Source organism: Pseudomonas sp. SGAir0191, from assembly GCF_002812565.2.
GTDB lineage: Bacteria > Pseudomonadota > Gammaproteobacteria > Pseudomonadales > Pseudomonadaceae > Aquipseudomonas > Aquipseudomonas parafulva_B.
The window spans coordinates 497,825-512,324 of sequence record NZ_CP025035.2 but is presented as its reverse complement, the minus strand read 5'-3'; the positions used below and the strand labels follow the sequence as shown (position 1 = coordinate 512,324).

Below are 14,500 nucleotides of genomic sequence, written 5' to 3'. Positions count from 1 at the left end.
TGCCCCAGGCGTTCGGCCAGTTCGCGCTCAAGGGCCGAAACGGTGCTTCGTGTCAGGGCAACGGCCACCAGCACTTGCACCAAAAGGGCGATACCCAAGGCCACAAAAACAGGCCGCAACAGGCGGCTTCGTAACAGCGAAAGGATGGCAGACACGGTGAAACCCTCGTGTTTTCTGGCGCCATTACTTTGATGGCATCGACAGACACTTCTTACAGCAAGGGTTATGCCGGTAGCAGCGGGGATACACGCCAAGTCCAAGCAATGCGCGTTTCATACCCACAATGAAAAACGCCGCGGCCCCTGTTCAGGGCCACGGCGTCAGATCAGCCTGCAGGGCAGATCAGGCGAACGGATGACGCAGCACAATGGTCTCGTTGCGGTCCGGGCCGGTGGAGATGATGTCGATCGGCGCGCCGATCAGTTCCTCGATACGGGTGATGTACGCACGCGCATTGGCAGGCAGCGCTTCCAGAGTCTTGGCACCCAAGGTCGACTCGCTCCAGCCCGGCAGTGTTTCGTACACAGGCTGCAGGCCGATGTAGCTGTCGGCATCGGTCGGGGCTTCGATCACTTCGCCATTGGCATCCTTGTAACCTACGCAGATGTTGATGGTCTCCAGGCCGTCCAGCACGTCGAGCTTGGTCAGGCAGATGCCCGAGATGCTGTTGACGTCGATGGCGCGGCGCAGGATGACGGCATCGAACCAGCCGCAACGACGGGCGCGCCCGGTCGTGGAGCCAAACTCATGGCCACGCTTGGCCAGGGTGGCGCCCGTGTCATCGAACAGCTCGGTCGGGAACGGGCCCGAACCTACGCGGGTGGTGTAGGCCTTGGTGATGCCCAGGATGTAGTCCAGGTACATCGGGCCCACGCCGGAACCGGTCGAGATACCGCCAGCGGTGGTGTTGGAGCTGGTGACGTACGGGTAGGTACCGTGGTCGATGTCCAGCAGCGAGCCTTGCGCGCCTTCGAACATGATGTCCTTGCCGGCACGACGCAGGTTGTGCAGCTCGGCAGTGACGTCGAGCATCATCGGCTTGAGCTGTTCGGCATAAGCCATGCACTCGTCCAGCGTCTGCTGGAAGTCGATGGCAGGCTCTTTGTAGTAATTGACCAGCTGGAAGTTGTGGTAGTCCAGCAGCTCGCCCAGCTTGGCGGCAAAACGCTCGCGGTGGAACAGATCGCCCACGCGCAGGCCACGGCGGGCGACCTTGTCTTCGTACGCTGGGCCGATACCACGGCCGGTGGTGCCGATCTTGGCTTCGCCACGGGCTTTTTCACGGGCCTGGTCCAGCGCGACGTGGTACGACAGGATCAGCGGCGCAGCCGGGGAAATGCGCAGGCGCTCGCGAACCGGTACGCCCTTCTCTTCCAGCTTGGTGATCTCGCGCATCAGCGCATCGGGTGCAACGACCACACCGTTGCCGATCAGGCATTGCACGCCTTCACGCAGGATGCCGGATGGAATCAGGTGCAGAACGGTCTTTTCACCGTTGATCACCAGGGTGTGACCCGCGTTGTGGCCACCCTGGTAGCGCACGACGGCGGCAGCATGTTCGGTCAGCAGATCGACGATCTTGCCTTTGCCCTCATCACCCCACTGGGTGCCCAGGACGACGACATTCTTACCCATTACATTGGTCCTCATTCACGCAAACTTGGTTGCCGGCCTGTTGCCGACGCAGAAACTCACTGGGCCAGCGGCAGAACCTGCCAGCGCCCGTCTTGCTGAATCAATTGACGATCACAATCCGCTTCAAGGGCAGCACTCAGCGGCTGACCAGGCAGGGCCTGGACCACACGCTGGCCCTCGTTGCGCAACTGGCAGACATGCTGCCATAGGGCCGCATCGCCACTGTCCGGCATCCAGATGCCGCCCGTGGGCAGTACGACCTCCGCTCGCCCCAGTGTGACCAGGGTCTTCAAATCCGTGGAGAAACCGGTAGCCGGGCGCGCCCGGCCAAAGTCAGCGCCGATGTCGTCATAGCGTCCGCCCTGGGCAATCGACTGCCCTTCACCTGGCACGAACACCGCAAACACCACGCCCGTGTGGTAGTTGTAACCGCGCAGTTCGCCCAGGTCGAAGTACAACGGCAACTGCGGGTAACGAGCGGCCAACCGGTCGGCGATGGCCAGCAAATCGTCCAGGGCCGCCAGCACGCTTGCAGGTGCACGACCCAGGCGTACGCGGGCCTCGGCCAGAACTTCCCTGCCGCCGCACAGCTCGACCAGGGCTCGCAGCATGTTGCCCACATCCTTTGGCAAGTCGGCCGTCAGCGCCTGCACTTCGTCGACCGCCTTGCGCTGCAGGGCGTCGAACAGCTGCTGCTCGACCGCGCCCGACAGGCCGGCGGCCCGAGCCAGGCCACGGTAGATGCCCACATGGCCCAGGTCCATGTGGACATCAGGCACATCGGCCAACTGCAGTGTGGCGAGCATCAGGCTGATGACCTCCACATCGCTGGTGGGGCTGGCATCACCGTACAGTTCGGCACCCAGCTGGATAGGGCTGCGCGAGGTAGACAAAGCACGCGGCTGGGCATGCAGCACACTGCCGGCGTAACACAACCGGCTTGGGCCTTCACGGCGCAGGGTATGGGCGTCGATGCGCGCGACCTGCGGCGTGAAGTCGGCACGAAAGCCCATCAGGCGGCCGGACTGCGGGTCCACTACCTTGAAGGTACGCTGATCCAGGTCCTGGCCAGCGCCGGTAAGCAGCGATTCCAGGTACTCGATATGCGGGGTGACGACCAGTTCGTAACCCCAACTCTGGAACAGGTCCAACACCTGGCGACGCGCGATCTCGATGCGCGCAGCCTCAGGTGGCAGTACTTCCTCGATGCCATCTGGCAGCAGCCAGCGGTCTACCGTTGCCATTACGCCTTTTCCCCTCTGGTCCGGGCGGCCGCCAGCAAGCCGGCCGTCAGTAAAGCAGGTATCGCGCACAGCAACGGGCAGCACTGATCCCAGCGCAGCCACCGTACCCGATACCCTCGAATTGCCTTGCGAACGTGTCAAAGGCGAACCGACACCAAGCCGATCAACCTTGCAGACGCAAAAAAGCCGGGAAATTTCCCGGCTGACTCATCATACACCCCTTTTGATTCGGGATGCACCCTGCCTGGCGTTTTAGCTGCCAGGCGGGGCGCCTGCCCGAATTCGGCTCAGGGCTTGCTCTTGTCCATGAAGCGGAAGAACTCGTTCTTCGGATCCAGGACCAGCACGTCGCTCTTGCTGGAGAAGCTCTCGCGGTAGGCTTGCAAGCTACGGTAGAACGCGTAGAAATCAGCGTCCTGCGTGTAGGCCTTGGCGTAGATAGCCGCCGCCTGGGCATCACCCTCACCGCGGGTCTGTTCAGATTCGCGATAGGCCTCGGCCAGCAGCACACGGCGCTGGCGATCGGCGTCGGCACGAATACCTTCGGCCAGCTCATTACCCTTGGCCCGGTGCTCGCGCGCCTCGCGCTCACGCTCGGTGCTCATGCGATCGAACACACTGCGGTTGACTTCCTTGGGCAGGTCGATGGCCTTGACGCGGACGTCGATGACCTCGATACCCAGCTCCTTGTTGGCCATGCGGTTCAGCGAAGCGGTGATGTCGGCCATCAACGCGTCACGCTCACCGGACACCACTTCGTGCAGGGTGCGCTTACCGAACTGGTCACGCAGGCCGCTTTCCAGACGACGGGACAGACGCTCATCAGCGATCTGCTTCATGCCGGAAGTGGCCGTGTAGAAGCGCTCGGCATCCTTGACGCGCCATTTGGCATAGGCGTCGACCATCACCGCTTTCTTCTCCAGGGTCAGGAACCGCTGGGTAGGGGCGTCGAGGGTCATCAGGCGGGCGTCGAACTTGCGCACCTGGTTCACATACGGCACTTTCACGTGCAGCCCTGGCTGGACATCGGCCTGGACGACCTTACCGAAGCGCAGCAGTACCGCACGCTCGGTCTGGGCCACGATGTAGAAGCTGTTCCAGGCCACGATGGCCAGAACCACGGCGGCGATCAGGGCGATCAGCGATCGGTTGCTCATCAGCGGCTCTCCCTAGTGCGCAGCGGCTGCTGTTGCTGTTGCGTGTCCTGCGCCGAGCGCGCGGCGGCAGCGTCGTTGGCCGACGATACACCGCTCGCAGGTGCGGACGGGTTGCGGCTGCCTTCGACCATCTTGTCCAGTGGCAGGTAGAGCAGGTTGTTCTGCCCGTCCTTGGTTGCCACCATGACCTTGCTCGAATTGCTGTACACCGCCTGCATGGTTTCCAGGTACAGGCGCTCGCGGGTCACATCAGGTGCCTTGCGGTACTCAGTGACCAGCTTGGTGAAGCGGTCGGCCTCACCCTTGGCGCGGGCAATGACTTCATCGCGGTAGCCGTTGGCGTCTTCGATGATGCGCTGGGCCTGACCACGGGCTTCGGGCACCACGCCATTGGCGTAGGACTCGGCCTGGTTGCGGGCACGCTGCTCGTCTTCGCGCGCCCGGATCACGTCATCGAAGGCTTCCTGCACTTCACGCGGGGCTGCCGCGCTCTGCACGTTGACCTGGGTAACGGTAATGCCGGTGCGGTAGTTGTCGAGGAAACGCTGCAGACGTTCGCGGATGTCCACGGCCATCTGTTCACGACCTTCGGTCAATACCTGGTCCATGGACGTAGAGCCCACCACGTGACGCAGGGCGCTGTCGGTCGCATGCTGCAGGCTGACCTCAGGCTGGTCGACGTTGAGCACGAAGTCCTGCAGGTTGCTGATCTTGTACTGGACGGTCAGCGGTACCTCGACGATGTTCTCGTCTTCGGTCAGCATCTGGCCCTGCTTGGTGTAGGCCCGCTCGCGCGTGACGTTTTCCATGTACTTGCGATCGATCGGCGGGAAGTAGATATTCAGGCCGGGACCGACCGTCTCATAGTACTTGCCGAAGCGCAGCACAACGGCCTGCTCCTGCTCGTCGACGACATACACGGCGCTGTACAGCCAGATGGCCGCCAGCACTGCCAGGCCGATGGCCAGCAGCCCGAGGCCGCCGCCTTTGCCGACATTGCGGTCACCGCCACCCCGTTTCTTGCCACCACCGAACATGCCGTTGAGGCTGTCCTGCAGTTTGCGGAAGGCCTCGTCCAGATCCGGCGGACCTTTTTTGTCGCCGCCACCACCGCCACCGCGGCGGCCGCCCCAGGGATCCTGATTGTTCGAGTTGCCACCCGGCTCGTTCCAAGCCATAGCGCTCTCCATCTGATAAAGCAAAGACGCGCCCACGGCGCGCCGTCCAATGCTACAGAATGCCTGTCACTGCTGCCCGACGACCTCGTAGGGCATTTATTGCAAAGTGTGTTGCTCGACAAACACTTGCGGCTCCATGCCTTCACGGCTGACCAGGCGATTGAGTTCTACCCTGGGCAGACGCACGCTCAGCAGGCTGCGCCCTTCTTCATCATGCGCTTCACTCTGCACCGCGCCCAGGTCAAAGAATTGCGCGCGCAGGCGGGCAAAACGTTGCTCCAGGCACAAAGTGCCGACAAACAGATCATCACCCAGCAGCTCGGCAATCGCCTGGCCAACCAACTCCAGGCCACGCCCGTCACGTGCCGAAACCCAGACCCGCTCAGGCTTGCCGTCGGCATTGCGCTGGATCTGCGGCTCGACCTCTTCGAGCAGGTCGAGTTTGTTATACACCTCGAGGATCGGCAAGCCTTCGGCGCCAATCTCGCCCAATACGGCCAGCACCTGCTCGATTTGCTCCATGCGCTCAGGCTCATGGGCATCGATCACGTGCAGCAGCAGGTCGGAGTTGCTCGACTCCTCGAGCGTAGCCCGAAACGCCTCGACCAGCTTGTGCGGCAGGTGGCGAATGAAGCCCACGGTATCGGCCAGCACGATAGGCCCCAGGTCGTTGAGCTCAAGCCGACGCAGCGTCGGGTCGAGGGTGGCGAACAACTGGTCGGCGGCGTACACCTCGGACTGGGTCAGGGCGTTGAACAACGTGGACTTGCCGGCGTTGGTGTAGCCCACCAGCGAGACCGACGGAATGTCCGCGCGCTTGCGCCCGCGACGCGCCTGTTCACGCTGGCTGCGCACTTTCTCGAGGCGGGACTTGATCTGCCGGATGCGTACGCGCAGCAGGCGACGGTCGGTTTCGAGCTGGGTTTCACCCGGCCCCCGCAGGCCGATACCCCCTTTTTGTCGCTCAAGGTGGGTCCAACCGCGTACCAGCCGCGTACTCATGTGCTCAAGCTGGGCCAGTTCGACCTGCAGCTTGCCTTCGTGGGTACGCGCCCGTTGGGCGAAGATATCCAGAATCAGCCCGGTCCTGTCGAGCACACGGCACTCGAACACGCGTTCGAGGTTGCGCTCCTGACTGGGCGTGAGGGTGTGATTGAAAATCACCAGGTCTACCTGCTCGGCATGGACACGGTCGTGCAATTCCTCGACCTTGCCACTGCCAATCAGGTACTTGGCCGAGGGCTGATGCCTCGAGACCGTTACCAGCGAGACGATGTCGGCACCGGCCGACAACGCGAGTTCCTGAAACTCCTGCGGGTCTTCGCGCGCCTCAGGGTTCTGACCTTCCAAGTGAACGAGCAACGCGCGTTCACCACCACCGTGGCGCTCAAAGAACAATGCAGGCTCCTATCAGGCGTTGCCTGGCTCGCTGTCGCCGTGATCGGAATCGGACGGGCTTGGCAGACGAACCGGGCGGGCAGGTACAACAGTGGAAATGGCGTGCTTGTAGACCATCTGGCTGACGGTGTTCTTCAGCAGTACCACGAACTGGTCGAACGACTCAATCGAGCCTTGCAGCTTGATACCGTTTACCAGGTAGATCGAAACCGGAACCTTTTCTTTTCTCAAGGTATTCAGGTAAGGGTCTTGTAGCGAATGCCCTTTTGACATATGCCGCACTCCTGTAAGGATAAATAATTGGAAAATCTGAAAAAACGATAAGTAAGGCCGGCTTTCACAAGGATAGACGGCAATCAGCAGGGACTCAGCTCAATATGGAGACGGCCCCAAGGTATTTCAAGGTGCGGGACAGATTGTCGCAGGCCAGGCTGTCGAGCCAATGCACGTCTGGCCAGCCACGCAGCCAGGTGAATTGCCGCTTGGCCAGCTGCCTGGTCGCGATGATACCGCGTTCACGCATCTCATTCTCAGTAAGCTGGCCGTCCAGGTAATCCCAGACCTGCCGATAGCCCACTGCCCGTATAGACGGCAGCCCGGCGTGCAAGTCACTTCTGGCTCGCAGCAATCGGACCTCGTCGACAAAGCCCTGTTCCAACATCTGTGAAAATCGTAACGCAATTCGCTGATGCAGAATGTGACGATCTGTAGGCGCAATCGCAAGACTGGCGACAGTATAGGGCAAATGACCGCAGGCGCTTGCGTCTGTACCGCTACTTTCAGCCAATTGACGCTGTCGATGGGCCGTCATGCTTTGCCCGCTGACCCGGTACACCTCCAGCGCCCGGATCAACCGTTGCGGATCGTTGGGATGGATGCGCGCGGCCGACTCTGGATCGACCTCAGCCAATTGCTGGTGCAGCGCCTCCAGGCCCTCGGCCTCGGCCAGGGCCTCGAGCTCGGCCCTGACCTGGGCATCGGCCGCCGGCATGTCGGCCAGCCCCTCGGTCAACGCCTTGTAATAGAGCATGGTTCCGCCCACCAGCAATGGGATGTTGCCGCGGGCGGTGATCTGGGCCATCACGCGCAAGGCGTCGGCACGAAACTGCGCCGCCGAGTAAGCGTCGGCCGGGTCGCGGATGTCGATCAGGTGGTGCGGATGGGCAGCCAGCACAGCCTTGGAGGGCTTTGCCGAACCGATGTCCATGCCCCGATAGACCAGGGCGGAATCGACGCTCACCAGCTCGCAGGGCAAAACCTTGCTCAGCTCGATGGCGAGGTCGGTCTTGCCCGATGCCGTCGGGCCCATCAGAAATATTGCAGGGGGCTTGCCACTCATTTCATCGACCGCGCAGGAATAGTTTGTCCAGATCATCCAGGCCCATCTGGGTCCATGTGGGACGGCCATGGTTGCACTGGCCGCTGCGCTCGGTGTTTTCCATGTCGCGCAGCAAGGCGTTCATTTCCGGGATCGCCAGGCGCCGATTGGCACGCACGGCACCGTGACAGGCCATGGTGCCGAGCAATTCGTTCAGGTGTGCCTGGATACGGTCGCTGGTGCCGTACTCCATGAGGTCCGCCAGCACATCCTGTACCAGGCGGTTGGCTTCAGCCTGCTTGAGCAACGCAGGAATCTGGCGAATCGCCAGGGTTTCCGGGCCAAGGCGCTGCAACTCGAAGCCCAGGCGCTGGAACCAGGCGGCGTGTTCTTCGGCGCAATCGGCCTCGCGCTGGCTCAGGGCGAGCGTTTCGGGCACCAGCAATGGCTGACCGCTAAGACCCTCGCTGGCCATGGCCACCTTCAGCCGCTCGTACATGATCCGTTCATGGGCGGCATGCATGTCGACGAGCACCAGGCCTGCGGCGTTCTCGGCCAGGATGTAGATGCCCTTGAGCTGGGCCAACGCGAAGCCAAGCGGGGGGATGTCGCCCTGGCTTTCCGGCAGCGCGGCGGCGCCTTCGCTCAAGGGCTTGTAGAACTCGCGATAGACCGCCTGGGCCTCGGCAGCCGGCAATGGCGGCGACGGCCTGGGTGTGTATTGATACTGGTAACCCGCGCCACTGCCACTGCCGGCAACGGGAGACGGCGCAGCACGCGGTTGCTCGAGCACGGCCGCAGCCAGGCGCATTTCGCCCTGGGGCCCGAACTCGCCTGCCTGTTGCCCCGTCGGGCGGGTCGCCTCAGGCAGGGCAGCCGGGGCAGCCAACTGGTCTTCGGGACGCACATCGGCCAGGGCACGGTGCAAGGTGCCGTACAGAAAGTCGTGGACGCTGCGTCCTTCACGGAAGCGCACTTCGTGCTTGGTCGGGTGAACATTGACGTCCACGCCATTGGGCTCAAGCTCAAGAAACAGGACGAAGGTGGGGTGACGACCGTTGAACAGCACGTCCCGGTAAGCCTGGCGTACGGCATGGGCCACCAGCTTGTCGCGCACCGCGCGCCCGTTCACGAAGAAGTACTGCAAGTCTGCCTGGCTGCGCGAATAGGTCGGCAACCCGACCCACCCCCACAGGCGCAGGCCGTTGCGCTCCACGTCGATGGGCAGGGCCTGCTCCATGAAACCCGGACCGCAAATGGCGCCCACCCGCCGGGCACGGTCGGCTTCCTCGCGTGCCTCGTGCAAGCTCAGAATGCTCTTGCCGTTGTGCCGCAGATGGAAGGCCACGTCGAACCGGGCCAGTGCCAGGCGCCGGATCACTTCCTGCAAGTGGTCGAATTCAGTTTTCTCGGCCTTGAGAAACTTGCGCCGCGCCGGCGTGTTGAAAAACAGGTCGCGCACTTCCACGGACGTGCCGACTGGGTGCGCAGCAGGCTGCACCCGCGCGGTCATCTCGCGCCCTTCGGTTTCCACCTGCCAGGCCTCGCTGGCGTTGGCCGTGCGCGAGGTCAGGGTCAGCCGGGCGACCGAGCTGATCGACGCCAGGGCTTCACCGCGAAACCCCAGGCTCAGGACGCCTTCAAGGTCTTCGAGCTCGCGGATCTTGCTGGTGGCATGGCGCTCCAGCGCCAGCGGCAGGTCGTCGGCAGAGATGCCGCTGCCATCGTCGCGCACCTTCAGCAGCTTGATGCCACCCTGCTCGACGTCGACGTCGATTCGGCGAGCACCGGAGTCGAGGCTGTTTTCCAACAGCTCCTTGGCAACCGATGCCGGCCGTTCCACCACCTCTCCAGCCGCAATCTGGTTGGCCAGCCGCGGGCTGAGCAGCTGGATACGTGAGCCGCCGCTCATTGTGAAGCCAACGTGGTGGCAGGAATGTCCAGGCGCTGGCCGACCTTCAGCTCATCGGTCTTTAGGCTATTGGTGCTGCGCAGGCTGGTGACACTGACCTGATAGCGAACCGCAAGCATGGCCAGGGTCTCGCCGGGCCGCACCGTATGTTCACGCGGGCCCTGGGCGATCTTGCCGCTGTCGCGCAGCCACGCCACGTAAGTGCCTGGCGGTGGGTTCTGCTGGAAGTACTGGCGAACCCCGGTGTGAATGGAGCGGGCCAATGCCTGCTGGTGGCTGCGTGTAGCCAGCTTGGCGGCTTCCGCATTGTTCGAGATGAAGCCGGTCTCTACCAGGATCGAGGGAATGTCCGGGGACTTGAGCACCATGAAGCCGGCCTGTTCCACGCGCTGCTTGTGCAGTGAGGTGATACGCCCCATGTTGCCCAGCACCTTCTGACCGACGTTGAGACTGGAACTGAGCGTGGCCGTCATCGACAGGTCGAGCAGCACCCCGGCCAGCATGCGGTCCTTGTCATCGAGGCTGACATTGCCGGCACCGCCGATCAGGTCAGAGCGGTTTTCCGTATCGGCCAGCCAGCGTGCGGTCTCGGAGGTGGCACCGCGGTCGGACAAGGCGAACACCGAGGCGCCGAAGGCAGCGCGCGACGGGGCGGCATCGGCGTGGATGGAGATGAACAGGTCGGCGCCTTTCTTGCGGGCGATCTCGGTGCGTTTGCGCAACGGGATGAAGTAGTCGCCGGTGCGCGTCAGTTCGGCGCGAAAGCCCTTCTCGCTGTTGATCTGGCGCTGCAGTTCGCGGGCGATCTGCAGGACGATGTCTTTTTCATGCTGCCCGCTCGAGCCCGAAGCGCCTGGATCCTCGCCACCGTGGCCGGCATCGATGGCCACCACGATATCGCGCTTGCCACTGGGCACCGGTGGCAGCTTGATGGCTGGCTGGGTTGGTGTGACGGGCACCGCTGGCGTGGTGGCTGGCGTTTGCACCGGTGGCGGCGCAGGCGGTGGGGCACTGGCGGCAATGGCGTCCGCCTCCTGATCGTACAGGTCGACCACCAGGCGATTGCCGTATTGCGCGTTAGGCGCCAGGGTGAAGCTCTTGGGCGTGACCGACTTCTTCAGGTCCACGACCACCCGCAGGTCGGTCGGCGTGCGCTGGGCCGAGCGCACGCTGCTGATCGGCGTATTGGACGTCGCCACCTTCAAGGGTGCGCCAAGGGTTGCGCCGTTAATGTCGATGACCAGCCGATCGGGTGCGCTCAATGTGAAGACACTGTGCTGCACAGGGCCAGACAGGTCGAAGACCAGCCGGGTGTTGTCCGGCGCACGCCACAGGCGCACGCTCTTGACTTGAGTGACGGCCAGAGCCTCAACGGTCACCGTTGTCAGCAAAAGCCCAACGATGGCGACCAGTGCGCGTATGCGCATACCTACCCCGCTTGCTGTTTATAGTATTCGGCCAGTGCCACGCACCAGGCGTCGCCGCGAGCCCCCTGCGGCGAAAGTACAAGCGAGCGTCCGCTCGCCTGGGGGCTTATGGTAATGGTCAGGTCAGGCTTTGGCAAAACGCCCGCACCCTTTTGTGGCCACTCGAACAGGCACAGCGGATCACCCTCGAAATAGTCACGAATACCCATGAACTCAAGCTCCTCCGGATCGACCAGCCGATAGAGGTCGAAGTGAAAAGCTCGGACATCACCAATCTCGTAGGGTTCTACCACGGTAAATGTAGGGCTTTTCACTGCACCCGTATGGCCCAACCCACGAATAAGGCCGCGAGACAGGGTTGTCTTGCCAGCGCCGAGGTCGCCTTCCAGGAAGATGATCCCGCGCCCACCGGTCACACCGGCCAGTTGGCCGCCAAAGGCAACCATGGCCGCTTCATCGGCCAGAAACAGGTTTAAGCCAGACACGCTGAATGCTCCTCCAACAACGCACGAATCACAGGTATCAGATCACTGGCTGCCAACCCCCGGCCGCCGCTACCCAGGCGCTCGCCAGCACAGGCATGCAGCCAGACGCCCAGGCCTGCGGCATCCCAGGCGCCAAACCCCTGGGCCAGCAGCGCGCCGCACACACCGCTGAGCACATCGCCAAGGCCTGCGCCCGCCATGGCTGGATGGCCACGGTCGCAGCGCGCCAACCGCCCTTCGGGATCGGCGACCAAGGTACCTGCGCCTTTGAGCACGCACACACTGTTGTGGCGGCGTGCCAGCTTGCGCGCTGCACCCGGGCGGTCCGCCTGCACCGCTTCGGTGGAAATGCCCAGCAGCCGTGCAGCTTCGCCTGGGTGCGGGGTCAGGATACTGCCACTGGGCAGCGCAAGGGGCGTGGCTGCCAGCAGGTTCAGGGCATCAGCATCCCAGACCTGCGCGCCCTCGGCGTTGGCCACGGCGGACAGCAGGCTGCGCCCCCATGCCGCCTGCCCCAGGCCAGGCCCCACGACCGCCACAGAAGCGCGGCTCAGCACGGTCATCAACTGGTTGGCCGACTGCACGCCCAGGCACATGGTTTCGGGCATGCGGGTCAGCCCGGCGGCCACGTGCTCCGGCCGCGTGGCCACGCTCACCAGCCCTGCGCCGCAGCGCAACGCGGCCTCGGCGCTGAGCAGGGCGGAGCCGCCGGTGCCAAGGTCGCCGCCGACCACCAGCACATGGCCGAAGTCACCTTTATGGGCCTGAGCAGGGCGTGGCGGCAGGCGAGCAACGGTCAGGCTGCTCAGCACTGTGGGGGCGTGTACGGGGTTACTGGTCTGTTGCATGGGGTCAAAAGCTCCAATGTCTGGCAGAATTATACGCACCTCTGCCCGTATTGCTTGCCCATCCATGTCCGCCTCCACTCCTGACCTCGACGCACTGGCCCATAACATCAAGCTGTGGGGCCAGGAACTGGGCTTTGCCCACGTCGGCATCGCCGGTATCGACCTGGGCGAACACGAGCATCACCTGCAGCGCTGGCTGGACGCCGGTTATCAGGGGGAGATGGAATACCTGGGGGCACACGGCAGCAAGCGCGCCCACCCAGAGCAGCTGATTCCAGGCACCGTGCGCGTCGTCTCGCTGCGCATGGACTATCTGCCCGGCGACACGCAAATGGCGCAGCGCCTGGCCCAACCGGAAAAGGCCTACGTATCCCGCTATGCCTTGGGCAGGGACTACCACAAGCTGGTGCGCAAGCGTGTGCAGTCGCTGGCCGACCGCATCCAGCAGGCCATCGGCCCCTTTGGCTACCGAGCCTTCGTCGACAGCGCGCCGGTGCTGGAAAAGGCGCTGGCCGAACAAGCCGGGCTTGGCTGGATCGGCAAGAACACCCTGTTGCTCAACCGCAAGGCCGGCAGCTATTTCTTTCTGGCTGAACTGTTCGTCGACCTGCCCTTGCCAGTGGACCAGGCCACCGCCAGCGAGCATTGCGGCCGCTGCACGGCTTGCCTGGACATCTGCCCAACCCAGGCCTTCGTCGGCCCGTACGTGCTCGATGCCCGCCGCTGCATCTCCTACCTGACCATCGAGCTCAAGGGGCCGATCCCGGTGCAGTTGCGCTCGATGATGGGCAACCGGGTGTTCGGCTGCGATGACTGCCAGATCGTCTGCCCTTGGAACCGCTTCGCCAAGCCCACCCGCGAGCAGGACTTCCAGCCCCGCCACGGCCTGGAGAATGCGGAACTGGCGCAGATGTTTCTGTGGGATGAGCCTACTTTCCTGCGCAAGACCGAAGGCGGACCTCTGCGCCGTGCCGGTTATGAGCGCTGGCTGCGCAACCTGGCCGTCGGCCTGGGCAACGCCCCCTCCACGATCCCGGTCATCGAAGCCCTCAAGGCGCGACGCGACGATGCCTCGCCACTGGTGAGGGAACACGTGGAATGGGCGCTTGCCCGGCACGGGGTGGCATGACCCTCAAGGGGAGGTCGCGATAGGCCGCACAGCGGCCTCTGCACCTTTGCGGTGTAGCACAAAGCCAGGGCCCGCTAGCCTGGTGCGGGCGCCCAACCTCACTGCTGGTCATTGTAATGAAACTTGGGCATTTCCCAGTGAAAGCGGATAGCCAGCAATCGCACCAGAAACCCACCGAACAAGGTCAGCAGCATGGCTTGCTCTGCGGGCACCTTGAAGTAATCGCAGCCCAGGTAGAACCAGGCCGCAGCGAACGACACGCTCGCGTAAAGCTCCCGGCGGAACACAAGCGGAATGTCATTGCAGAAGATATCCCGCAGAATCCCGCCGAAGACCCCCGTGATCACCCCGCTGATGGACGCCACCAGCATGCCCTGCCCCATCTCCAGCGCGGTCATGCAACCAATGAGGGTAAAAGCCACCAACCCCAAGGCGTCGAGTACCAGAAACAGGGAGCGCAGGCGGCGCATCATCGGCGCGATGAAAATGGTCAACAGCGCCGCACAGCTGGTCAGCACCAGGTATTCCGGGTGCTTGACCCAGGTCAGCGGGTAGTGCCCCAACAGCACGTCACGCACCGAGCCACCGCCCAATGCGGTCACGCACGCGATCAGCACCACCCCGAACCAGTCCATGCCACGACGGCCGGCAGACAGCGCACCGGTCATCGCTTCGGCGGTGATGGCGATCAGATAAAGCATCAGCAACATGAGCAAGACCCACACCGATCACCCGCTCAAGCGACCATCAGCGCACGGCCTCGGGCAGA

At 63.4% G+C, this 14,500-nt stretch carries 13 protein-coding genes; 1 reads left to right on the top strand and 12 read right to left on the bottom strand.

What is annotated here, in order from left to right:
• Positions 1-342 precede the first annotated feature (342 nt).
• The 11 genes from CWR53_RS02190 to CWR53_RS02140 all read right to left on the bottom strand — a co-directional run bounded on the left by CWR53_RS02190 (position 343) and on the right by CWR53_RS02140 (position 12,602).
• On the bottom strand, positions 343-1,635 hold the full coding sequence (locus CWR53_RS02190) for an adenylosuccinate synthase (RefSeq protein WP_023533002.1): 1,293 nt from the start codon (positions 1,633-1,635) through the stop codon (positions 343-345).
• A gap of 56 nt (positions 1,636-1,691) precedes the next feature.
• Positions 1,692-2,879 (bottom strand): ATP phosphoribosyltransferase regulatory subunit, encoded by a 1,188-nt coding sequence (locus CWR53_RS02185; protein ID WP_023532898.1) that lies wholly within the window; start codon positions 2,877-2,879, stop codon positions 1,692-1,694.
• A 287-nt stretch (positions 2,880-3,166) separates the two neighbouring features.
• Positions 3,167-4,036, bottom strand: coding sequence for a protease modulator HflC (gene hflC / locus CWR53_RS02180; RefSeq protein ID WP_058605819.1), 870 nt, complete (start codon positions 4,034-4,036; stop codon positions 3,167-3,169).
• Positions 4,036-5,214, bottom strand: a complete 1,179-nt coding sequence (hflK, locus tag CWR53_RS02175) for an FtsH protease activity modulator HflK (RefSeq protein ID WP_058605818.1) — start codon at positions 5,212-5,214, stop codon at positions 4,036-4,038. Before hflK ends, hflC begins: the two co-directional genes overlap by 1 nt.
• Before the next feature lie 96 nt (positions 5,215-5,310).
• Entirely contained in the window at positions 5,311-6,612 is a 1,302-nt protein-coding gene (gene hflX, locus CWR53_RS02170) for a ribosome rescue GTPase HflX (RefSeq protein ID WP_058605817.1), read from the bottom strand.
• A gap of 12 nt (positions 6,613-6,624) precedes the next feature.
• Entirely contained in the window at positions 6,625-6,885 is a 261-nt protein-coding gene (gene hfq / locus CWR53_RS02165) for an RNA chaperone Hfq (protein WP_015272006.1), read from the bottom strand.
• Between the two features lie 94 nt (positions 6,886-6,979).
• Entirely contained in the window at positions 6,980-7,951 is a 972-nt protein-coding gene (gene miaA / locus CWR53_RS02160) for a tRNA (adenosine(37)-N6)-dimethylallyltransferase MiaA (protein WP_058605816.1), read from the bottom strand.
• A gap of 1 nt (position 7,952) precedes the next feature.
• A complete protein-coding gene (gene mutL / locus CWR53_RS02155) occupies positions 7,953-9,842 on the bottom strand; it encodes a DNA mismatch repair endonuclease MutL (RefSeq protein ID WP_078477908.1) in 1,890 nt (629 codons plus the stop codon).
• Entirely contained in the window at positions 9,839-11,269 is a 1,431-nt protein-coding gene (locus tag CWR53_RS02150; RefSeq protein ID WP_058605814.1) for an N-acetylmuramoyl-L-alanine amidase, read from the bottom strand. Before CWR53_RS02150 ends, mutL begins: the two co-directional genes overlap by 4 nt.
• 2 nt (positions 11,270-11,271) lie before the next feature.
• Positions 11,272-11,754 (bottom strand): tRNA (adenosine(37)-N6)-threonylcarbamoyltransferase complex ATPase subunit type 1 TsaE, encoded by a 483-nt coding sequence (gene tsaE / locus CWR53_RS02145; protein WP_058605813.1) that lies wholly within the window; start codon positions 11,752-11,754, stop codon positions 11,272-11,274.
• A complete protein-coding gene (locus CWR53_RS02140) occupies positions 11,742-12,602 on the bottom strand; it encodes an NAD(P)H-hydrate dehydratase (RefSeq protein ID WP_100850689.1) in 861 nt (286 codons plus the stop codon). The genes tsaE and CWR53_RS02140 overlap by 13 nt, the downstream gene beginning before the upstream one ends.
• A 64-nt stretch (positions 12,603-12,666) precedes the next feature.
• On the opposite strand from CWR53_RS02140, the gene queG reads away from it, so the two are divergent.
• Positions 12,667-13,731 (top strand): tRNA epoxyqueuosine(34) reductase QueG, encoded by a 1,065-nt coding sequence (queG, locus tag CWR53_RS02135; protein WP_100850688.1) that lies wholly within the window; start codon positions 12,667-12,669, stop codon positions 13,729-13,731.
• A gap of 98 nt (positions 13,732-13,829) precedes the next feature.
• On the opposite strand, the gene CWR53_RS02130 is transcribed toward queG, so the two are convergent.
• Positions 13,830-14,441, bottom strand: a complete 612-nt coding sequence (locus CWR53_RS02130) for a trimeric intracellular cation channel family protein (protein ID WP_023532953.1) — start codon at positions 14,439-14,441, stop codon at positions 13,830-13,832.
• Positions 14,442-14,500 lie beyond the last annotated feature (59 nt).